Source organism: Gemmobacter fulvus, from assembly GCF_018798885.1.
GTDB classification, from domain to species: Bacteria; Pseudomonadota; Alphaproteobacteria; order Rhodobacterales; family Rhodobacteraceae; genus Gemmobacter; species Gemmobacter fulvus.
In genome coordinates, this window is record NZ_CP076362.1 from 124,959 (window position 1) to 145,485 (window position 20,527).

Sequence of the window (20,527 nt, forward strand, 5' to 3'; positions counted from 1 at the left end):
CCGCGATCCGGTGTCACACTGATCCCCAAGCCAGAGGAGGATACCATGGGCCCGTTTCCGCACAGCGCACCGCGCGCCACCATCAGCGCCGAAAACCCGGCGGGCACAGATGGGTTTGAATTTGTCGAATTCGCGCATCCGAACCCAGAGGAGCTGCGCGCCCTGTTTGGCCGCATGGGCTATACGCTGACCGCGCGGCACAAGACCCGCGCCATCGAGCTGTGGCAGCAGGGCGATATCACCTATATCCTGAATGACGAGCCGGGCAGCCATGCGCGCGATTTCGTCGATCAGCACGGCCCCTGCGCCCCCGCGATGGGCTGGCGCGTGGTCGATGCGCAGCACGCCTTTGCCCATGCGGTGCAGAATGGCGCCACGCCCTATGACGGGCCGGGCAAGACGCTGGATCTGCCCGCGATCCTTGGCATCGGCGGCTCGCTGATCTATTTCACCGATGCCTATGGCGACGGCGCGCATCCCTATGCGGATTTCGACTTCATTGCCGCCGCCAAGCCTGCGGGCGTGGGCTTCCATTATCTGGACCACCTGACCCATAATGTGCAGCGCGGCAATATGGACACCTGGTTTGAGTTTTACGGGAAACTGTTCAACTTTCGCCAGATCCGCTTCTTTGACATCGAGGGCAAGTTCACCGGCCTGTTCAGCCGCGCGCTGACCTCGCCCTGTGGCCGCATCCGCATCCCGATCAACGAAGACCGGGGCGAGACCGGGCAGATTGTCGAATACCTCAAACGCTACAAGGGCGAGGGCATCCAGCATATCGCGGTGGGCAGCCAGGATATCTACAGCGCCACCGATGCGATTGCGGCACGCGGGCTGACCTTCATGCCGAAACCGCCGATGGCCTATTACGAGCTGTCGAAAACCCGCGTGGCGGGCCATCAGGAGCCGATTGACCAGATGGCGAAACACGGGATCCTGATCGACGGCGAGGGTGTGGTGGATGGCGGCGAGACCCGCATCCTGTTGCAGATCTTTTCGAAAACCGTGATCGGGCCGATCTTTTTCGAATTCATCCAGCGCAAGGGTGATGACGGTTTTGGCGAAGGCAATTTCCGCGCGCTGTTCGAAAGCATCGAGCAGGATCAGATTGATCGCGGTGTGCTGAAGGCGGGCTGAGCGCCAAAGGACGGGGGCTGTCTGCCCCCGCACCCCCGAGGATATTTGCGCCAGGTGATCTAGGACGGGTGGCGCGCCAGTTCCATCGCTTGTGCCAGCACCTGCGGATCACCGATATGGTTCATCAGGATCAGGATCAGCCGGGCGTTGAGCGCATGGCTTTCGGCCTCGGTCAGGCCATCATGGGTGGCGATCAGCCGGGCGTAGCTTTCATCCGGCCGGTGCAGATTGGGGGCGGTGGTCAGCATGATCAGGCCTTTCCAAGGGCGCGGGCGAGGGCGGCGGTGACGGAATCTGCGTCATAGCCGGTCCAGCGGGCGGCGACGTGCTGATCCGGGCGGATCAGGTAGACGGCGGTGGTGGCGGTGCCGAGGTAGCGGTCGCGCAATTCCGGTGTGGCGGTCAGGGCGATGCGCGGCACGGTCAGGCCATGGGCGACATGTTGGGGCGGGGCCTCGGCATCAAGGGTCAGCAGGGTGAAACCGGGGGCGAGCCGGGGCAGCAGCCAGCCCTCTGCGAGCGGGGCATCGGGGCAGGGGCTGCCGGGGCGGCTGCGGGCGGGCATCTGCGCGCTATCCGGGCCGTTCAGCGCCGATCCGTCATAGGTGCAGGGCAGCGACAGCCGGCCGGAATTGACGATGCTGCGTGCGAAGGGCTGGGTTTCGGCCAGATGCAGCACCGCATTGCGGAACAGCTGCGACACCGGGGTTTTCGGGGTGATGAAATCGGTGGCGCGGGTGGAATTGAGGATGTTTTCATCCGCCGCCTGTTCCCGTTCCGCCGCATAGCTGTCGAGCAGGCTGTCAGGGGCGTGGCCTTGCAGGACGGCGGCCAGTTTCCAGCCCAGATTGTCGGCATCCTGAAGGCCGGAATTCGCGCCACGCGCGCCGAAGGGCGAGACCTGATGCGCCGCATCGCCCGCGAACAGCACGCGGTCATGGCGGAACGCCTCCATCCGGCGGCACTGGAAGGTGTAGATCGAGCACCAGTCCAGTTCGTAGGAGACATCCGGCCCCAGCATGGCATCGACACGGGCGCGGATATTGGCGGGCTCCAGTTCCTTTTCGCGGTCGATATTCCAGCCGAGTTGAAAGTCGATGCGCCAGATGTCATCGGGCTGTTTGTGCAGCAGCGCCGAGGCACCGGATTTGAAATGCGGCTCGAACCAGAACCAGCGTTCGGTCGGGAAATCGGCCTTCATCTTCACATCGGCGATCAGGAAGTTGTCCTCGAACACCCGGCCATCGAAGCTCAGCCCCAGCAGGCTGCGCAGCGGGCTGCGCGCGCCGTCGCAGGCGATCAGCCAGTCGGCCTCCAGCCGATAGGGGCCATCGGGGGTCATCACCGCAAGTCCAACGTGATCGGCGGCGGGGGTGACGGCATCCACCCGGTTGCGGCCCCGGATCTCGATCGGGGTGCCTGCCGCCTGGGCGGTGACGATGGCGTCATGCAGGAATTTCTCGAACCAGGGCTGTTGCAGATTGATGAAGGCGGGGAAGGCATGGCCGCCCTCGGGCAGCAGGTTGAACTCGTAAAGCAGCCGGTCGTCGTGAAACACCTTGCCGACATTCCATTGCACGCCCTTGGCCAGCATCGGGGCGGCGGCCCCCAGCCGGTCGCAGATCTCCAGCGTGCGTTTGGCAAAACACAGCGCGCGACTGCCCAGCCCGACGCCCTCATGGTCATCCAGCACCAGCACCGGGACACCGCGCAGGCCCAGATCCAGCGCTGTGGCCAGACCGACCGGCCCGCCGCCCACGATCACCACCGGATGGCGCACCGGCGTGGCGGCGGCCTGATCGGGGGATCTGACATAGGGGTAAAGGCGGAACGCCAGCTTGTAGCGTTCCCCGACGTGATCATTCATCTTGTCCTCCCTCCGGCTGGGCTCAGCCCTGAAGTGCTGCCCACATTTCCAGATCACGCGCGGCGGTCCAGATGCGGGGGTGGCTGATGCCGCGCGCCTCGTCATAGGCGCGGGCCACGTTGAACGGCAGGCAATGCTCGTAAATCGCGTAATCCTTGAACTTCGGATCACATTCCGCACGGCAGGCGTCCCAGGCTTCGCGCAGGGTGCCGTTGCGGGCAGCGACGCGGGCGACCGGGCGATAGGTGCTTTCGACAAAATCCTTGGTGCGGTCGAGTGCGGCATTCACCGCCGCGCGGCCCAGCACGGCATCGCCCCGGCCCGGCGCGATGGCATCCAGATCATAGGTGCGGATCGCCTCCAGCGTGGCGCCCCAATCGGCAAAATGCCCGTCGCCGCAATAGCAGGCCGAATGGGCCTCCACGATATCGCCGGTGAACATCACATTGGCATCGGGCACATGGATCACCGCATCGCCTGCGGTATGGGCGCGGCCCAGTTGCAGGATGTCCACGCGGCGATGGCCCAGAAACACGCTCATCCTGCCGGTGAAGGTGGTGGTGGGCCAGGTCAGGCCGGGGATCGATTCATGCCCTTGGAACAGGCGGGGGAAGCGCTGGAACTCGCTGTCCCAATCCTCCTGCCCACGTTCGGCGACCATATTGCGCGCCGCTTCCGACATGATGATCTGCGGCGCGCCAAAGGCCGAGGCCCCCAGCACCCGCACCGCATGGTAATGGGTCAGCACCACATGGCTGATCGGCTTGTCGGTGACGCTGCGGATGCAGTCGATCACCTTTTGCGCCAGACGCGGCGTGGCCTGCGCCTCCACCACCATCACGCTGTCATCGCCGATGATGACGCCGCTGTTCGGGTCGCCCTCGGCGGTGAAGGCGTAAAGCCCGTCGCCCACCTCGGTAAAGCTGATGGTCTTTTCCGACAGGTCGCCCTGCGATGCGAATGCCTTGGTCATGTCAGGTCCTTTTGTAGGGGTCGGCCAGCGCCGGGATCACCTTGCCCGTGCAATCGCCAAACCCGAGGCTGTATCCATCGCCCCGCGCCATACCGCGCAGGGTGAGCGTGTCATTGTCTTCAATGAAGCTGCGGCTGCCCCCTGCGATGGCAAAGGGCTCTTTCCCGCCCCAGCTCAGCTCCAGCAGCGAACCACGGCTGTCCTTGGTCGGCCCTGAAATTGTGCCCGATCCCAACAGATCGCCCGTGGTCATCGGACAGCCGCAACTGCTGTGATGCGCCAGTTGCTGGGCGGCGGAATAATAGAGCTCAGCCGCATTGGTCCGGCTGATCACGGTTTCGGCGCCGCCTTCGGGGCGCAGCGCCACCTCCAGCGCGATGTCATAGAGCATCGGGCCGGGCTCCTGCAGATACGGTAGCAGCGGCACGTCGCGCGGCGGCCCTGCTACGCGGAACGGCTCCAGCGCGGCGCTCATCACCACCCAGGGGCTGATCGTGGTGGCCGTCGCCTTGGCCTGAAACGGCCCGAGCGGCTGATATTCCCAGGCCTGAATGTCGCGCGCCGACCAATCGTTCAACAGCACATAGCCAAAGATCATCGCATCGGCCTCGGCCACCGTCACCGGCCCCTGCGATGGCGTCCCGACCACAGCGCCCAGCTCCAGCTCGATGTCAAACCGGGCCGAGGGCGCAAAGCGCGGCGCTGCATCCTCCGGCCCCTTCAGCTGCCCCCAGGGGCGGCGCACCTCGGTGCCCGACACCACGACCGAGGACGCCCGGCCATTATAACCGATGGGAATATGCAGCCAGTTCGGCGGCAGCGCGTTGTCCGCGCCCCGGAACATGGTGCCGACATTGGTGGCATGATGCCGCCCGGCATAGAAATCGGTATATTCGCTGACCAGAAACGGCAGATGCAGCTCTACCTCAGCGCGGGGCACCAGATAGGGCGCAGCCATGCGGCCCCCCCCCTCAGCCAAAAGCCGCGTCACCTGCGCCCGCAGATCGGCCCAGACCTGCGGCCCCGCCGCCATCACCTCGTTCCAGAACGGCACATCCAGCAGCGGGCCGCCCGACAGCGCAATCAGACCTTCGGCCTCCAGCCCCGCCAGATCCAGCACGAAATCGCCAATCGCCATGCCACAGCGCGGCTCCTCATCAGGCCGCGAAAACACCCCGCAGGGCAGATTGTTCAGCGGAAAGGGGCCTTCCGGCGCATTCGCGCTTTCCACCCAGCTGCGGATCAAAGCCATCGTTTATCCTTCATCTTGGTCCAAATATCCCGGGGGTGCGGGGGCTGGCCCCCGCCGCCGTCATTTCACCCCGGGCGTGCCGTCGAATTTCTTCACAAGGCTGCCCCAGCAGTCGATGTAATCTTCCTGCAAATGCCCGGCCTGCGCGGCAAAGGGGGTCAGGTGCTGCGGAAAGCGGGTTTCGAACATGAAGCTCATGGTGTCGCTCAGCTTTTCCGCCTTCAGTTCGGCGTTGGAGGCGCCCTCGAAGGCGGTCTTGTCCGGCCCGTGCGGCAACATGCAATTGTGCAGGCTCATGCCGCCGGGCACAAAGCCTTGTGGTTTGGCATCATACTGGCCATAGATATTGCCCATCAGCTCCGACATGACGTTCTTATGATACCACGGCGGGCGGAAGGTGTTCTCGGCCACCATCCAGCGCTCGCGGAACAGCACGAAGTCGATATTCGCCGTGCCTTCGATGCCGCTGGGCGCGGTCAGCACGGTGAAGATGCTGGGATCGGGGTGATCGAACAGGATCGCGCCGACCGGGCAATAGGTCCGCATGTCATATTTGCAGGGCGCGTAATTGCCATGCCAGGCCACCACATCCAGCGGGCTGTGGCCGATCCGGGTTTCGTGGAACTGGCCGCACCATTTGACGGTGACGGTCGAGGGCACTTCACGATCCTCGAAGGCCGCCACCGGCGTCTTGAAGTCGCGCGGGTTGGCCATGCAATTGGCCCCGATCGGCCCACGCCCCGGCAGAGTGAATTTCTGGCCGTAATTCTCGCAGACAAAGCCCCGCGCCGGGCCTTCCAGCACCTCGACCCGGTAGACCAGCCCGCGCGGCAGGATGGCGATCTCTTTCGGTTCCAGATCAATCACGCCCAGTTCGGTGCAGAACCGCAACCGGCCTTCCTGCGGCACCACCAGCAATTCGCTGTCGGCCGAAAAGAAATAGGCGTCCTGCATGGATTGCGTCACCAGATAGACATGGCTCGCCATGCCGACCTGCGTGTTCACATCGCCCGCCGTGGTCATCGTCCGCATGCCGGTGATCCAGGTCAGCGGCTGATCCGGTATTGGCAGCGGATCCCAGCGGTATTGGCCGAGGCTGAGGATATCAGGGTCGATGCAGGGTGCCGATTTCCAATGCGGCATGTCGATCTTGGTGAAGCGGTGGGTGTGCTGCACCGAAGGACGGATGCGATAGCACCATGTCCGTTCGTTCTCATGGCTGGGCGCGGTGAAGGCGGTGCCCGACAGCTGTTCGCCATAAAGGCCGTAATTGCACTTCTGCGGGCTGTTCATGCCCTGCGGCAGCGCGCCCGGGAGCGCCTCGGTTTCAAAATCATTGCCAAAGCCCGGCATATAGCCTGCGTGCGGCCCGGCCAGGGACGGCGCACGGATCATGTCGGCGGGAAGCGAATGGGCGGTCATCTGTCCTCCTCCTCGGGCCGGTCGCGGCCTTGTGAGTCGGATTAATAGTTGCGTATGCAACCAAGTCAAGATAAAGTTGCATCTGAAACCAATATTCCGGTGAAGAGGGCGAAGATGATCCTGCATGACTACTGGCGCTCCTCGGCGGGCTATCGGCTGCGCATCGCGCTCAATCTGCTCGGGCTGGACTATCAGCGCCACGCGGTCGATCTGCTGGCGGGCGAACAGCGCAGCGCGGACCATCTGGCGCGCAATCCGCAGGGGCTGGTGCCCGCACTGGAGATCGACGGGCGGATGCTGACGCAATCGCTCGCCATACTCGAATATCTGGACGAGACCCGCGCAGCGGGCTTTCTGCCGCAAGAGCCGGGCGCGCGGGCGCGGGTGCGGGCGCTGTCTTATGCGATTGCGATGGATATTCACCCGGTCTGCAATCTGCGCGTGGCACGCCATGCTGTCGGTCTTGGCGGGGCGGTGACGATGGAAGGCTGGATGCAGCATTTCATCAGGCTGGGGCTGGACGGGGTGGAGGGGCTGCTGGCGCAGGGCGGGACGGGCCTGTTCTGCCATGGCGATCAGATCGGCATGGCCGATATCTGTCTGGTGCCGCAGGTCTATAACGCCCGCCGCTGGGGCGTGGATCTGGCGGCCTTCCCGCAGGTTGCGGCGATTGCGGCACGGGCCGAGGCGCTGCCCGCCTTTGCCGCCGCCCATCCCGACCGGGTTCAGCCTGCGGGGTGACTTGGCCGCGCGGCTATGGCAGGGTCTGGCAGAGGTTTTGACACGGATCGGGGCAATGCAGGGCGACGCAACAGACGGGGATGCCGCAGGCGGGCAAGAGGATTTCGATCTGGACGGGTTTCTGCCCTATCTGTTGAATCAGGCCGCCGAGGCCACGTCGAAATCCTTTCACGCCACCTATAAATCCGCCTATGGCATGACGCGCACGCAATGGCGGGTGATGGCCAATCTGGGCCGGTTCGGGGCCATGACCGCGCGCGACATCTGCGCCATTTCTCATATCGAAAAAACCAAGGTCAGCCGGGCGGTGGCGGCGCTGGCCGAAGATGGGCTGCTGGCGCGTGCGCCCAGCCCGCAGGACCGGCGGGCCGAGATCCTGTCGCTGACCGAGGCGGGGCAGGCGGTGTTTGCCGATCTGGGGCGCCAGGCCATCCTTTATGATCGCGACCTGCGCGCCGAGCTTGGCCCCGATCTGGCGGGGCAACTGGACGCGGTGCTGCGCCGCCTGATCGCGCAGGGCGCGCGGCTGACCGACGAGGCCTGAGGGCGGTTCACCCCGTGGCGCGATGGCCGAGGGCCGCCGAAATATCGGCCGTCAACTGACACAGCCGCGCCACCAGTTCTGGCTGCGGGTCATCCAGAATATGCTGCACCGACCCGATCAGGCCCACGCTGCCGATCAGCGTATTGTCGTAATTATAGACCGGGGCGGCAATGGCATTCACCCCCAGCAAGGATTGTTCGGGCGCCGTGGCATAGCCGCGCTGCCGGATCAGCGGCAGTTCGGCGGCCAGTGCGGCGGGATCGGTGATCGTGCGCGGTGTGATGCGGGGCAGCGGGCCTTGCCGCAGCTTTTGCATCAGCTCCGGCGCGCCGAAGGCCAGAAACACCTTGCCCTGCGCCGAGGCATGCAGCGACAGCTGGCTGCCCGGCTTGACCCCGATCTCGATCTGCTGGTTGCTGGCAACGGTTGACAGCACAAAGGCCGACTGCGGTGTCGGTGCCGACAGCACCACCGCCACGCCAAGCGCATTGCGGGCGGCCAGCATCAGCGGCAGCGCCACGGCGGCAATATCATCAAGGCTTTGCGCGTGCCGGCTGAGCAGCCAGCTTTTGGGGCCAAGCCGATAGCGGGTAGTCGCCGTGTCCTGCACCACAAACCCATGGTCGATCAGGGTTTGCAGATGTTTGAACGCGGCGCTTTTGGCGATGCCCGCAAACTCCGCGATCTGTGTCACGCCTGCGGGTTCAGGTTCAAACGCCACATATTCCAGGATTCGCAGACACAGATCTGCCGCCTTCACCCCTTCAACAGCTGCCATCGGTTCCACCCTTTCTGAATTCCGTTTTGCCCGGAGTTTCCGACGGCGTCGCCGGTTATCCGTGCTGTCATTGACAAACTATAGCAAATCGACATTATAGAGAACAGCGTTCTTTTAGAGAGAACGATGGGAGGGAAGAGATTCGATGAAAAAGACAGTTGCGCTTGCAGCCCTGCTGATCGGCACCACCACGATGGCCTGGGCCGAGCCGGTGACCCTGCGACTTGGACATGCCGTGTTCGAGGCGCATCCGAACCACGATACCGCCGTGCGCTTCAAGGAAGCGGTGGAGCGGTTGTCGGGGGGCGATGTGACGATCAACATCTTTCCGGCGCGTCAGCTGGGCGATGTGAAAGAGCTGATGGAGGGGGTTCAGTTCGGCACGGTCGACATGACGGTCAATTCATCTTCGGCGCTCGCCACGCTGGAGCCGTCGATTGATGCGTTCCAGCTGCCGGGGGTGATCCCGGATTATGCCGGTTTCGCCAAACTGGCGCTGTCGGCCCCGGCGCGGGCGATCATGGATACCGTCGCCAATCACGACATGGTGGCGCTTGGCCTTTATGACGGCGGGCAACGGCACTTCCTGACGGTGAAAGAGCCGGTCACCAGCATGGAAAGCCTGACCGGGCTGAAAACCCGCGTGGCGCCGGTGAAGCTGTTTCTGGATGTCTGGGCCGCTGCCGGGGTGAACCCGACGCCGATGGCCTATGGCGAGGTGTATTCGGCGCTGGAAACCGGCACGCTGGATGCGGTTGAAATCAACCTGACCTCGATCGAATCCGAAAAATACTACGAGGTTGCGGGCGGCGTCACGCTGACCGGGCATTACTTCTGGCCCAGCTTCCTGCTGATCAACAAGGGCATCTTCGAGGGGCTGACCCCCGAACAGCAAAAGGCGATGCGCGATGCCGCCGCCGAAATCACCGAACCGCAGGTGATGGCCGTGGCGGCGCTGGATGAAACCGTCAAGGCGCATCTGGCCGAGCTGAAGGTGCCGGTGGTAGAACCGTCGGCCGAGTTTCTGGCCGCCTTCCGCGCCGCCACGGCCCCGGTGGTCGAGGCCTACAAGGCCGCCGATCCGCGGATTGCCGCCTTTGTCGATGAAGCCGCCAGCCTCAGCCCGACCCAGAACTGACGCCGACAACTGACGTGCCGCCGGGGGTCAGCCCCCGGCCTGCGCGGCCCATGGGAGGGTATGGACATGACATTGATATGGCGCAGTTATCTGCGCGCGGCGGAAAGCCTGTGTATTGCGGGCATCGCCCTTGTGCTGGTGCTGGGGGGCGCGCAGGTGTGGTTCCGCTATGTGGCGGGCACCTCGCTCGTCTGGTCGGAAGAGCTGATGCGCGTCACGATGCTGTGGCTGGTGATGATCGGGTCCGGGCTGGCCTATTCGCAGCGGCAGTTCATGGGGATGCGCTTTGCCGTCAACGTGATGCCGCCGCGGATGCAGCGGGCCTGTGATCTGCTGTCGGCGGCTTTGATGCTGAGCTTTCTGGCAGTGATCGGCTGGTATGGCGCGATCTTTGCCTGGAAAACCCGGCTGCAAAGCTCGACCACGCTGGATGTGAGCCTGCTCTGGGTGCATGGCGCGATTGTGGTCGGGGCGGCGCTGATGGCGCTGCATATCGTGCTGGTCGAGGTGTTCGGCGTCAAATCCGAGGCCAACCCGCATGGCGACGGGGGGCTGGCATGATCTGGCTCGGTTCCATCTTCCTGTTCCTGCTGCTGATCGGGATGCCGATTGCCTTTGTGCTGGGCGTCTCGGCGCTGGGGTATTTTCTGGCCACCGGCCAGACGCAGTTCATGCTGGTTCTGCCGCAGCGGATGCTGGCGGGCATGGATCACTTTGTGCTGCTGGCGATTCCGCTGTTCGTGCTGGCGGGTAATATCATGGATGTCGGCGGGCTGACCCAGCGGCTGATCGGGCTGGCCAATTCCATGGTCGGGCGGTTTCGCGGCGGGCTGTCGCTGACCGCCGTCTGGGGGGCCTTCCTGTTCGGCGGGGTCAGCGGATCGGCGGCGGCGGATGCGGCGGCGCTTGGCACGGTGATGGTGCCCGACATGAAGCGGCAAGGCTATGACGTGGATTATTCGGCGGCGCTGATTGCCGTTTCGTCGCTGATGGCACCGCTGGTGCCGCCGTCGATTGCGATGATCATCTATGGCGCGCTGTCGGGCACGTCGATTTCGCAACTGCTCATCGCCGGGGTGGTGCCGGGGGTGATGCTGGCGGTGGCGCTGTCGGCCTATGCCATCTTCATCGCCCATAAACACCAGTATCCGCGCGCCGCACCGCAATCGCTGCGCGAGATCGGTCTGGGCTTTGTCTATGCCGGGCCGGTGCTCATGCTGCCGGTGATCATCATCGTCGGCATCCGGGGCGGTGTGTTCACCGCAACCGAGGCGGCGGCGGTGGCCGCGATCTATGCGCTGCTCGTTTCCGGGCTGATCTACCGCGCGCTGACCTGGCCCTTCCTGCGGCGGGCGCTGCTGAATACGGCGATCATCACCTCGGCCATATATGTGCTGATTGCGATGGCCAATATCGCAGCCTTCATCTTTGCCATCGAGCAATTGCCGCAGCATGCGGTGGCCGGTCTGACCAGCCTGACCGACAACCCCTATCTGATCCTGCTGATGGTCAATATCATCCTGCTGATCCTCGGCATGTTCCTCGACACCATCGGCATCCTGATCCTGACCGTGCCCGCCCTGACCGCCATCGGCACCACGCTGGGCATGGACCCGGTGCATCTGGGGGTGATGGTGGTGTTCAACGTGCTGATCGGCTTTGTCACGCCGCCGGTGGGTCTGTGCCTGTTCGTCATCGCCTCTGTCACCGGGCGGCCGATGGAAAAGATTGCCGTCAAGGCCCTGCCGATGATCGGGCTGGCGCTGGTGATCCTTGGCCTGATTTCGGTGTTCCCCGACATCGTGCTGTTCCTGCCGCGCCTGTTGAACGGGGGGGCGTGATGGCGGATCTGTCGACACGGATCGGGCGGCTGCGGTTGAAAAACCCGGTGATCGCGGCGGCGGGCGAACATCTGATGGATGCGGCGGGCATCCGGTCGGCCATTCTGGCCGGGGCCGGGGCGGTGGTGGGCAAATCCACCAACGAATCCGACGCGGCAAAGGATCAGCTGACGCGCGCCGAATATGTGGCGCTGGGGCCGGACTGGCAGCCGGTGCTCTGGGGGCCGGATGCGCCCCGCGCCACCATCCTGACCCGGTCGGGCCTGAGCCCGCTGGGGTTTGACGCCTGGCTGGCGCAATGTGTGGCGATGGCGGAGTTCGCGGCGGCGCATGACTGTCTGTATGTGCCGTCGCTGATCCTCGCCGCGCCCGAACCCGCCGTGCAGATGGCGCGGTCGGTGCAGGCGGCGGGGCTGCGCGTGCTGGAGTTCAACATCGGCACGCCCTATGCCTCGCAGGCGGCCAAGGGGGCGGTGGCCACCGAATTGTCACCCGAACGGGTGGCGGCGCTGACCGCAATGATGGTGCAGGCGCTGGAGATCCCGGTCTGGGTCAAGATCACCGGGCAAAGCGAGCGGGTGCCCGATCTGGCCGCCGCCGCCTTCGGGGCCGGCGCTGAAAGCGTGGTGATGGCGGGCCGCGCGCTGGGGATGCTGCCGGATCTGGACACGATGCAGCCGGTGCTGGGCACAAGCTGCGGCATCGGCGGCTGGTGGAACCTGCCGCTGACCTGTCACTGGCTGGCCGCAACCCGCGCGGCGCTTGGGCCGGACCCGGCGCTGATCGGCATCAACGGGGCCACCAACGGCCAGGATGTGGCGCGGATGCTGCTGGCCGGGGCCTCGGCTGTCGGTCTGTCCTCCGAGGTGATGCTGCGCGGCTGGCCGGTGATCACCGAGGCGGTGGCGGCGCTGGATGCCTATTGCACCGCCCGGAACCTGACGGTGGCCGCGCTGATCGGCCGGGCCGCCGACACCCGCAAACGCTTTGCCGATATGCCCGTGCTTGCAGAGCATTGGCGTCAATTCATCCCCGCGCCGCTGCCAGCGGCGGAAACGGAGTAAATCCCATGGCTGATTTTCAGTATGACCCGGCGCTTGCCGACCGCGTGACCGCGCTGATGCAGGGGGCGGTGGATCTGCACATCCATTCCGGCCCCTCGCTACACCCGCGCAAGGTGGACCATATGGAGGTGCTGCGCGCGGCGGATGCGGCTGGAATGCGCGCCATCCTGATCAAGGATCACTATTATCCGACGATGCCGGTGACCACCCTGATGAACACCAACCTCGGGCTGAAAACCGAGGCGCTGGGGGCCATCGTGCTCAACAATCCGGTGGGCGGGCTGAACCCTTCGGCGGTGGATTATGCGCTGAAACAGGGGGCGAAAGTCGTCTGGATGGCCACGGCCCATGCGAAAAACCACATGGACCACGAGGCGAAAGAGGCGGATTTCAAGAACAAGTTTCCGGTGAATTCCAAAAAGACCGTGACGGCGATTCCGGCCACGCTGATCAATGACGCGGGCGTGGTGCATGACGCGGTGAAGCTGATCCTTGATCTGATTGCCGAAGCGGATGCCGTTGTGTCTGCCGGGCACCACCATATCAGCGAGTGTTTCCCCTTTTATGAAGAGGCGAAGGCGCGCGGCGTGACGCGGCTGTTCCTGAACCATCCGACCTATGTCAACGATGGCACGATGGAGGATGTGGCGTCGCTGGTGCGCATGGGCGTGAAGATGGAACATTCGATCTGCATGTTCGTGCCCTCGACCTTCCATCTGTTCGACGACGATCACCTGAAAGCGGTGATTGCGGCGGCGGGGGTGGAGAACACCTTCTTCGGATCGGATCTGGGCCAGCGCAACAACCCGACGCCGGTTGAAGGGATGCGCCAGATGATCGAGTTGCTGTTGCGGCTGGGCTATACCGATGCCGAGGTGCGGCAGATGACCACGACAACGGCGGCCACACTGGCGGGGCTGCAATGACCGATCTGCGGGCACGGATCCTGCGCGGCGACCGGCTGGTGGGGTGTTTTCTGAAAACCCCCAGCCCACAAGTGGCCGAGTTGCTGGGGCTGGCGGGGCTGGATTTCATCGTGGCCGATCAGGAACACGCGCCGGTCGATCTTGCCACGCTGGATCTGATTGCGCTGGCGGGGCGGGCGGTGGGGCTGCCGGTCCTGATCCGGGCCAGCCATGGCGCGGCCCCGGCGATCTGGCCCGCGCTGGACATCGGCTGCACCGGCGTGATGGTGCCGCATGTCCGCACCGCCGAAGAGGCGGGGCAGGTGGCCGATGCGGTGAAGTATGCGCGGGGGCAGCGCGGCTTTTCGCCCTCGGGGCGGGCGGGGGGCTATGGCACCGTTCCGGCGGCCGACTATCGCAGGCAGGCCGATGCGGCCTCGGTGATCCTGACGCAGATCGAGGATGCGGCGGCGCTGGCGCAGCTGGATGCCATCGCTGCGGTGCCGGAGGTGGATGTGCTGTTCGTGGGGCCTGCCGATCTGGCGCTGTCGCTGGGCTGCGCGCCCGATGCGCCCGCGCTGGAGGCGGCGATCCTGCAGGTGGCCGAGGCGGCGCGCCGGGCGGGCAAGGCGGCGGGGCTGTTCGTGACCGATGCCGCGCAGATCGGCCCCTGGGCGGCACGCGGTATCAGCGTGTTCGTCTGCGGATCGGATCAGGGACTTTTGATGCAGGGCGCGCGGCGGCTGATGGCCACCGGACGCGCAGGATAGGAGCAAACATGCAGGTTCATCAGATCGACTGGTCGGCACTGGAGTGGAAGACCATCCGGCCGGGGGTGGAGCAGAAGGCGTTCTCGGGCACCGGGGCGACCATCGCCTTGCACCGGCTGCAACCGGGGCACGAGCCGAAGCCGCATCGCCATGTCAACGAACAGATTGCCTATATCGTGTCAGGCGTGGCCGATTTTCACATCGGGGAGACGGTGCTGCGGCTGGGGCCGGGCGGCATTGCGGTGATCCCGCCGAATGTGCTGCACCACGCGGTCGTGGTCGGGGATCAGGAGGTGATCAACCTCGATGTATTCACCCCGGCCCGCCCGGAATATGCGGCCCTGCCGACCGGCTGACGGGACCAGAAAATATCTGAAATGCGCCAGATCACACGCCTATGGGCGGTGCCTTGGCATGACGGGAGACGACCATGACCGACAACCTATATATCAACGGCCAGTGGACCTCCGGGTCCGGCACGCGCCGGGGTGCGGTGATCAACCCGGCCACGGGAGAGACCATCGGCGCGGTGACCTTTGCCGAAGCCGCCGATCTGGATGCGGCGCTGGCGGCGGCCAACGCCGCCTCTGCCGGATGGGCGCGCACCTCGGCCTATGACCGGGCGGCGATCCTGAAACGCGCGGCGGCCAATGCGCGGGCGCAGGCCGAAGCGATGGCGCAGGCCATTACGCGGGAGCAGGGCAAACCCCTGTCCGAAGCGCGGATGGAGGCCGGATCGGCGGGCGATCATATCGAATGGTATGCCGAAGAGGCCCGCCGCACCTATGGCCGCGTGATCCCCAGCCGCCAGCCCGAGGTGATGCAGAGCGTGATGCTGGAGCCTGTCGGCCCGGTGGCGGCGTTCAGCCCGTGGAACTTTCCCATCGGGCAACTTGTGCGCAAGCTGGCCGGGGCGCTGGCGGCAGGCTGCACCATCATTGCCAAGGCCCCCGAAGAAACCCCGACCTGCGCGATGATCCTGATCCAGTGTTTTGTCGATGCCGGGGTGCCTGCGGGCGTGCTCAATCTGGTGTTCGGTGTGCCGGCCGAGATTTCGGCGCATCTGATCCCGTCGCCAGTGATCCGCAAGATCTCGTTCACCGGGTCGGTGCCGGTGGGGCGGCTGCTGGGCGAACTGGCGGCGCGGCATCTGAAACGCACGACGATGGAGCTTGGCGGCCATGCGCCCTTCATCGTCTGTGACGATGCCGAGGCCGAAAAGGTGGCGCTGCTGGGGGCGGCGCTGAAATTCCGCAATGCCGGGCAGGTCTGCGCCTCACCCACCCGCTTTCTGGTGCAGGATGCGGTGGCCGAGCGGTTTACCACGGCGTTTGTCGCGCGCGCCCGTGCCCTGCGGCTGGGAGATGGCGCGGCAGAGGGCACCGAGATGGGGCCGCTGGCTCATGCCCGGCGGCTGGACATGATGCAGGCGCTGGTCGCCGATGCGCTGGACCAAGGCGCGCGGTTGCTGACTGGCGGGGCGCGCCACGGCAATACCGGCTTTTTCTTTGAACCGACGGTTCTGGCCGATGTGCCGCTGTCGGCGCGGATCATGCAGGAAGAACCCTTTGGCCCCATCGCCATCGTCAACCGCTTTGCCGATCTGCCCGAGGCCATCGCCGAGGCGAACCGTCTGCCTTACGGGCTTGCCGCCTTCGGTTTTTCCACCCGCACCGACCGCACCCATGCTATGGCGCGCGGCATCGAGACGGGCATGATGTCGATCAACCATTTCGGTCTGGCCGCGCCCGAAACGCCCTTCGGCGGCATCAAGGACTCGGGCCACGGGTCGGAAGGCGGGTCCGAGGGCATCCTGTCCTATCTCACCCCCAAATTCGTTTCGCAGTTCAACGGCTAGGCATGGAACAGGTGGATTACATCGTGGTCGGCGCCGGATCGGGCGGGGCGGTGGTGGCGCACCGTCTGGTTGCGGCCGGAAAATCGGTGCTGCTGCTGGAGGCCGGGCCGAGCGACCGGGTGCCCTTCGTGCATATTCCGGGCACCTTCGTCCGAGTGATCGGCACCAAGCGCACCTGGCCCTATGCGACGGAACCGGAGCCGGGGGCCATGGGCCGCGTCATGCACGTGCCGCAGGGGCGGATGCTGGGCGGCAGTTCATCCGTCAATGCCATGATCTATATCCGGGGCGACGCGGCGGATTATGATGGCTGGGCGGCGGCAGGGGCGACCGGATGGGGTTATGCCGATGTGCTGCCCTTCTTCCGGCGGGCCGAGGCGAACCAGCGGCTGGCCGATGCCTTTCACGGCACCGACGGGCCGCTGCGCGTATCGGACCCCGGCCACCGCCATCCGCTTGCCTATGCCTTTCTGCGCGCGGCGCAACAGGCGGGGTTGCCGCTGACGCAGGATTTCAACGGCGCGACCCAGGAAGGGGTGGGCTTTTACCAATCCACCACGTTCAAGGGGCGGCGCGGCTCGACCGCGGTGTGTTACCTGAACCCGCTGCGCGGCCATCCGCGCCTGACCATCCGCACCGGGGCGCAGGTGGAACGGCTGCTGCTGGAGGGCGATCAGGTGCGCGGGGTTCTGTGCCGGATGGCGAACGGGCAGCTGCTGACGCTGCACGCCCGTGAAGAGGTGGTGCTGGCGGCCGGTGCGGTCAGCACGCCCAAGATCCTGCTGCTGTCGGGCATTGGTGGCGAGGCGGCGCTGGCCCCGCACGGGCTTGCGGTGCAGCACCGGCTGGAGGGGGTGGGGCAGAACTTTCAGGATCACGTCGCGGCATCGGTCTATGGCGCGCTGCGCGACCCGATCAGCCTGTTTGGCGCGGATCGGGGCCTGACGGCAGTGCGGCACATGCTGCAATATCTGCTGACGCGCACCGGATTGCTCAGCTCCAACGTCATCGAGGCGGGCGGGTTTCTGGATACGGCGGGCACGGGCCGCCCGGATGTGCAGATCCATGTGGTGCCGACGCTGGTGGGCGATGCCGACCGGCAGGCCCCGCAGCGGCATGGCCTTTCGCTCAACCCCTGTTGCCTGCGGCCCAGCTCGCGCGGAACCGTGGGCCTGCGCAGCGCCGATCCGGCCGACCTGCCGGTGATCCGTGCGAACAACCTGACAACCGATCAGGATATTGCCACCCTGATGCGCGGCGTGGCGCTGTGCCGCCGCATCCTGCAAGCCCCGGCGCTGCGCGCGCTGGTCAGCGAAGAGCTGGCTCCCGGCCCGGCGGGGGACAGCCCGGCAGGGCTGGAAGCGCATTGCCGCCGCTTTGCCAAGACGGTCTATCATCCGTCCTGCACCGCGCGCATGGGCAGCGATGCCCTTGCCGTCACCGATCCGCAGCTGCGGGTGCGCGGGCTGAAGCGGCTGCGCATCGCCGATGCCTCGGTGATGCCCGCGCTGGTCAGCGGCAATACCAATGCGCCCACGATCATGATCGGGGAACGCTGCGCCGATTTCATCCTGCGCGGGGCCTGACGATGCGCCGCCGCCTACCGCGCCAGAATGCGGTCGGCGGTGCGCAGCGCCTGCGCCACCATCATGAAGGTCGGGTTGCCGGAGTTGGAGCTGCCGATCACCGAATTGTCGGCCACATACAGATTGTCATAGCCCCAGACGCGGCCCCCGCCATCCACCACCGATGTGCCGTCATCGACAGCACCCATGCGGCACGATCCCATGAAATGCGTCGATCCGCCAAAGGCATAGAGGCTCGGGCTCCAGCCCGGCTCCATCTCGCCCACATCAGAGGCAATCAGGAAGTGTTCGGCCATAGCCTGACCGATCCGCAGCCGGTCTGCCGCGGTGAAACCATAGCTTGCGGTGACATGCGGCAGGCCCAGCGGATCCTTGCGGACCGGATCGAAGTGCAAGCGGTTCTCGGGGCGCACGTCGATCGACACAAAGGTGAAGATGTCAGAACTGTCCACCTCGCGGATACCGGGGGCCAGACGGCTGCCGCCCGAGCCGAGCGTGAAGCGGCACAGCTGGTTCTGCCAGGGTTGCGCCGCATTGGCGGGGATCCAGATCGAATAGACCGGCTCGTCATCGCGGATCAGCTGGCGGATCTCGGGCAGCAGGGTCACGCGCGACCCGATGCAGGCATGTTCATGGATATAGGCGCCAAGTGCCGCCCGCTGTTCCAGCCGCGATGCGGCCAGCAGCTTGGGCGAACCGACAGTGCCACAGGACACGACAACCGTGTCCGCCGAAACCTCGACCGTCTCGCCCGTCACCCGGTCGCGCGCGTGCAATCCGGTGGCGCGGCTGCCCTGTGTCATCACCTCCAGCGCCACGCAATCGGGCAGGATGGTCAGATTGGCGGGCGGCGGGGCATCGCGGAAGAACAGATCATCCGATGCGCAGATCTTGAACACGCCGTTCACCCGCCGTGCCGCCACCGGCATGGGCCGCACATGGCGGCCATCGGGGCGCGGGCCGATGGCGCGGCGGGTGCGCTCCAGCAGCATTTCGAACATCTCCCCCGACCCGCCGCCGTTCAGGTCGATGTGCATGAGCTGTTCGGCGCGGGCAAAATACGGCTCCCAGGCTGCGGCGGGCAGCCAGTCGGGCAGTTCGCTGGCATCGGGGCGCGGGCAATTGCCCATCCACAGGGCGAACATGCCGCCCGTGGCATGGCTGACCCGCAGATCCCGGATATTCTCGACCGGGGTATCGGTAAAGCCGGGGTTCACCAGCATCTCGGTGTAGATCAGATCCCCGACCTTCGACAGATCCGCCTCCGAGGTAAAAACGCTGCGCACATGGGTGCCCAGCGGCGAGAATCGCTGCGGCCCCGCCTCCAGCACCAGAACACGCAGCCCCGCCGCGGCCAGTTCGCCCCCCACCGCCGATGCCCCGGCGCCAGAGCCTGCAATCACCACATCTGCGTTCAGTTTCCGTGCCATGCCTGCCTCATTTCATAATCGTTGACAGCCTGATGTTGCCTTGATATTTTACTGAAATATTAAAGAAGTCAACCGCGACAAAGCGGTGACAACAGGGAGAACGGGAATGAAACTGCGGATGAATGCCGTTCGTGGCAGCACGGCTGCTGCGCTGCTGGGTGTGCTGGGACTGTTTGCGCCGCTGACGGCCGCTGCCGAAAGCTGGACATTTCCGGTCATGGCGATGGATACGCTGCGCGATACGGCGGTGGCCCCCTTTGATGCCAAGCCGGTGGACTATACGGCGCTGGATGCCGCCGACGTGACGAAAAAGTGGAACCTGTGTTTCCTTGTGCCGCACACCACCAATGACATCATCCGCGCCTATCTTTACGGCACGGTCGAAGAGGTGAAGCGCCTGGGGGCCAGCCTGACGGTGTTCGATGCCGGGGGCTATGGCAATCTGGATGCGCAGCTGTCGCAGTTCGATGATTGCGTGACGCTGGGGGCGGATGCGATCCTGATCATGGCCGTGTCGCCGACGGCCTTCAACCAGAAGATCTCGGAAGCGCGCGCCAAGGGCGTGAAAGTGGTGGATGTGAACATCGGCATTGACGGCCCGGCAGATGGCCGCGTGGTGGTGACCTACAAGGCGGTGGGCGATGTCATCGGCAAGACGCTTGCCGCCGCCCATGCTGCCGGTTCGGGCAAGGTGTCGACCGTGGTCCTGCCCGGTCCTGCGGGTGTGGCCTGGTCCGAAGATACGCAGCTTGGCTTTGCCGCCGCCGTGGCGGGCAGCGATGTGGTGATCGAGAAGGTGGCCTATGGCGGCTCCAGCCGTCTGGATCAGCAGCCGCTGATCGAGGATGTTCTGGTGACATATCCCGAGCTGGATTTCATCGTCGGCATGGGCACCAGCATCGAATCCGCGTTGAACGCCCTGCGGGAACAGGGCCGGGTCGGTGACATGGCGCTGTATGGCAGCTTCATCACCCCGGATCTGATCGAACCGATCAAGGCGGGGGATGTGGCCGGGGTTGTGGTTGAAAACTCCATCATCATCAACCGGCTGGCGGTGGATATGGCGGTGCGCTTGCTGGAAGGCAAGGCCACGATCACCGATGCGGTGCCTGCCGTCACGCTGGTGAATGCCGCCAATGTGGATGTGGTGCCGGAGGCCAATTTCGCCCCCGCCGACTGGCAGGCCACGATGTCCGTTGAATAACGGCATCTGACGCC

Annotated in this window: 20 protein-coding genes; 13 read left to right on the forward strand and 7 right to left on the reverse strand. The window is 65.3% G+C overall.

The window, feature by feature from the left end; genetic code table 11:
• Window positions 1–45 precede the first annotated feature (45 nt).
• Window positions 46–1,140, forward strand: coding sequence for a 4-hydroxyphenylpyruvate dioxygenase (gene hppD, locus KM031_RS16965; RefSeq protein WP_215505322.1), 1,095 nt, complete (start codon window positions 46–48; stop codon window positions 1,138–1,140).
• 59 nt (window positions 1,141–1,199) lie between these two features.
• Here the strand turns inward: hppD and KM031_RS16970 are convergent, their stop codons facing one another.
• From KM031_RS16970 to hmgA, 5 genes are read right to left on the reverse strand one after another with little or no spacing between them, the layout of a single operon-like run.
• On the reverse strand, window positions 1,200–1,388 hold the full coding sequence (locus tag KM031_RS16970) for a DUF2783 domain-containing protein (RefSeq protein ID WP_215505321.1): 189 nt from the start codon (window positions 1,386–1,388) through the stop codon (window positions 1,200–1,202).
• A 2-nt stretch (window positions 1,389–1,390) separates the two neighbouring features.
• On the reverse strand, window positions 1,391–3,007 hold the full coding sequence (locus KM031_RS16975) for an FAD-dependent oxidoreductase (RefSeq protein WP_215505320.1): 1,617 nt from the start codon (window positions 3,005–3,007) through the stop codon (window positions 1,391–1,393).
• Window positions 3,008–3,029: 22 nt separating this feature from the next.
• Window positions 3,030–3,980 carry an MBL fold metallo-hydrolase gene (locus KM031_RS16980; RefSeq protein ID WP_215505319.1) on the reverse strand — a complete coding sequence of 317 codons (951 nt, stop codon included), beginning with the start codon at window positions 3,978–3,980 and terminating at the stop codon, window positions 3,030–3,032.
• Between the two features lies 1 nt (window position 3,981).
• Entirely contained in the window at window positions 3,982–5,232 is a 1,251-nt protein-coding gene (fahA, locus tag KM031_RS16985; protein ID WP_215505318.1) for a fumarylacetoacetase, read from the reverse strand.
• A gap of 60 nt (window positions 5,233–5,292) precedes the next feature.
• Entirely contained in the window at window positions 5,293–6,654 is a 1,362-nt protein-coding gene (hmgA, locus tag KM031_RS16990; protein ID WP_215505317.1) for a homogentisate 1,2-dioxygenase, read from the reverse strand.
• Window positions 6,655–6,768: 114 nt separating this feature from the next.
• Here hmgA and maiA point away from each other — a divergent pair, with 114 nt between their 5' ends.
• Window positions 6,769–7,395, forward strand: coding sequence for a maleylacetoacetate isomerase (maiA, locus tag KM031_RS16995; protein ID WP_215505316.1), 627 nt, complete (start codon window positions 6,769–6,771; stop codon window positions 7,393–7,395).
• Between the two features lie 55 nt (window positions 7,396–7,450).
• Window positions 7,451–7,939: a MarR family winged helix-turn-helix transcriptional regulator gene (locus KM031_RS17000; RefSeq protein WP_215505315.1), complete on the forward strand. Its 489-nt coding sequence runs from the start codon at window positions 7,451–7,453 to the stop codon at window positions 7,937–7,939.
• A 7-nt stretch (window positions 7,940–7,946) separates the two neighbouring features.
• Here KM031_RS17000 and KM031_RS17005 read toward each other — a convergent pair whose 3' ends face one another.
• Window positions 7,947–8,717, reverse strand: coding sequence for an IclR family transcriptional regulator (locus KM031_RS17005; RefSeq protein WP_215505314.1), 771 nt, complete (start codon window positions 8,715–8,717; stop codon window positions 7,947–7,949).
• 145 nt (window positions 8,718–8,862) lie between these two features.
• Between KM031_RS17005 and KM031_RS17010 the strand changes: the two genes are divergently transcribed.
• From KM031_RS17010 to KM031_RS17050, 9 genes are all read left to right on the forward strand, one after another.
• Window positions 8,863–9,855, forward strand: coding sequence for a TRAP transporter substrate-binding protein (locus tag KM031_RS17010; protein ID WP_215505313.1), 993 nt, complete (start codon window positions 8,863–8,865; stop codon window positions 9,853–9,855).
• A gap of 66 nt (window positions 9,856–9,921) precedes the next feature.
• Complete coding sequence (locus tag KM031_RS17015; RefSeq protein ID WP_215505312.1) at window positions 9,922–10,416, forward strand: TRAP transporter small permease; 495 nt, start codon at window positions 9,922–9,924, stop codon at window positions 10,414–10,416.
• Window positions 10,413–11,696 carry a TRAP transporter large permease gene (locus KM031_RS17020; RefSeq protein WP_215505311.1) on the forward strand — a complete coding sequence of 428 codons (1,284 nt, stop codon included), beginning with the start codon at window positions 10,413–10,415 and terminating at the stop codon, window positions 11,694–11,696. Before KM031_RS17015 ends, KM031_RS17020 begins: the two co-directional genes overlap by 4 nt.
• Window positions 11,696–12,760 carry a beta/alpha barrel domain-containing protein gene (locus KM031_RS17025; RefSeq protein ID WP_215505310.1) on the forward strand — a complete coding sequence of 355 codons (1,065 nt, stop codon included), beginning with the start codon at window positions 11,696–11,698 and terminating at the stop codon, window positions 12,758–12,760. Before KM031_RS17020 ends, KM031_RS17025 begins: the two co-directional genes overlap by 1 nt.
• Before the next feature lie 5 nt (window positions 12,761–12,765).
• On the forward strand, window positions 12,766–13,686 hold the full coding sequence (locus tag KM031_RS17030) for a DUF6282 family protein (protein ID WP_215505309.1): 921 nt from the start codon (window positions 12,766–12,768) through the stop codon (window positions 13,684–13,686).
• Window positions 13,683–14,435: an HpcH/HpaI aldolase family protein gene (locus KM031_RS17035; protein ID WP_215505308.1), complete on the forward strand. Its 753-nt coding sequence runs from the start codon at window positions 13,683–13,685 to the stop codon at window positions 14,433–14,435. Before KM031_RS17030 ends, KM031_RS17035 begins: the two co-directional genes overlap by 4 nt.
• Before the next feature lie 8 nt (window positions 14,436–14,443).
• Complete coding sequence (locus KM031_RS17040; protein ID WP_215505307.1) at window positions 14,444–14,791, forward strand: cupin domain-containing protein; 348 nt, start codon at window positions 14,444–14,446, stop codon at window positions 14,789–14,791.
• 74 nt (window positions 14,792–14,865) lie between these two features.
• Window positions 14,866–16,293, forward strand: coding sequence for an NAD-dependent succinate-semialdehyde dehydrogenase (locus KM031_RS17045; RefSeq protein WP_215505306.1), 1,428 nt, complete (start codon window positions 14,866–14,868; stop codon window positions 16,291–16,293).
• Window positions 16,294–16,295: 2 nt separating this feature from the next.
• Entirely contained in the window at window positions 16,296–17,879 is a 1,584-nt protein-coding gene (locus KM031_RS17050) for a GMC family oxidoreductase (protein ID WP_215505305.1), read from the forward strand.
• Between the two features lie 14 nt (window positions 17,880–17,893).
• On the opposite strand, the gene KM031_RS17055 is transcribed toward KM031_RS17050, so the two are convergent.
• Window positions 17,894–19,309, reverse strand: a complete 1,416-nt coding sequence (locus tag KM031_RS17055) for a GMC oxidoreductase (RefSeq protein ID WP_215505304.1) — start codon at window positions 19,307–19,309, stop codon at window positions 17,894–17,896.
• Between the two features lie 106 nt (window positions 19,310–19,415).
• On the opposite strand from KM031_RS17055, the gene torT reads away from it, so the two are divergent.
• Entirely contained in the window at window positions 19,416–20,513 is a 1,098-nt protein-coding gene (gene torT / locus KM031_RS17060) for a TMAO reductase system periplasmic protein TorT (RefSeq protein ID WP_215505303.1), read from the forward strand.
• Window positions 20,514–20,527: the final 14 nt, after the last annotated feature.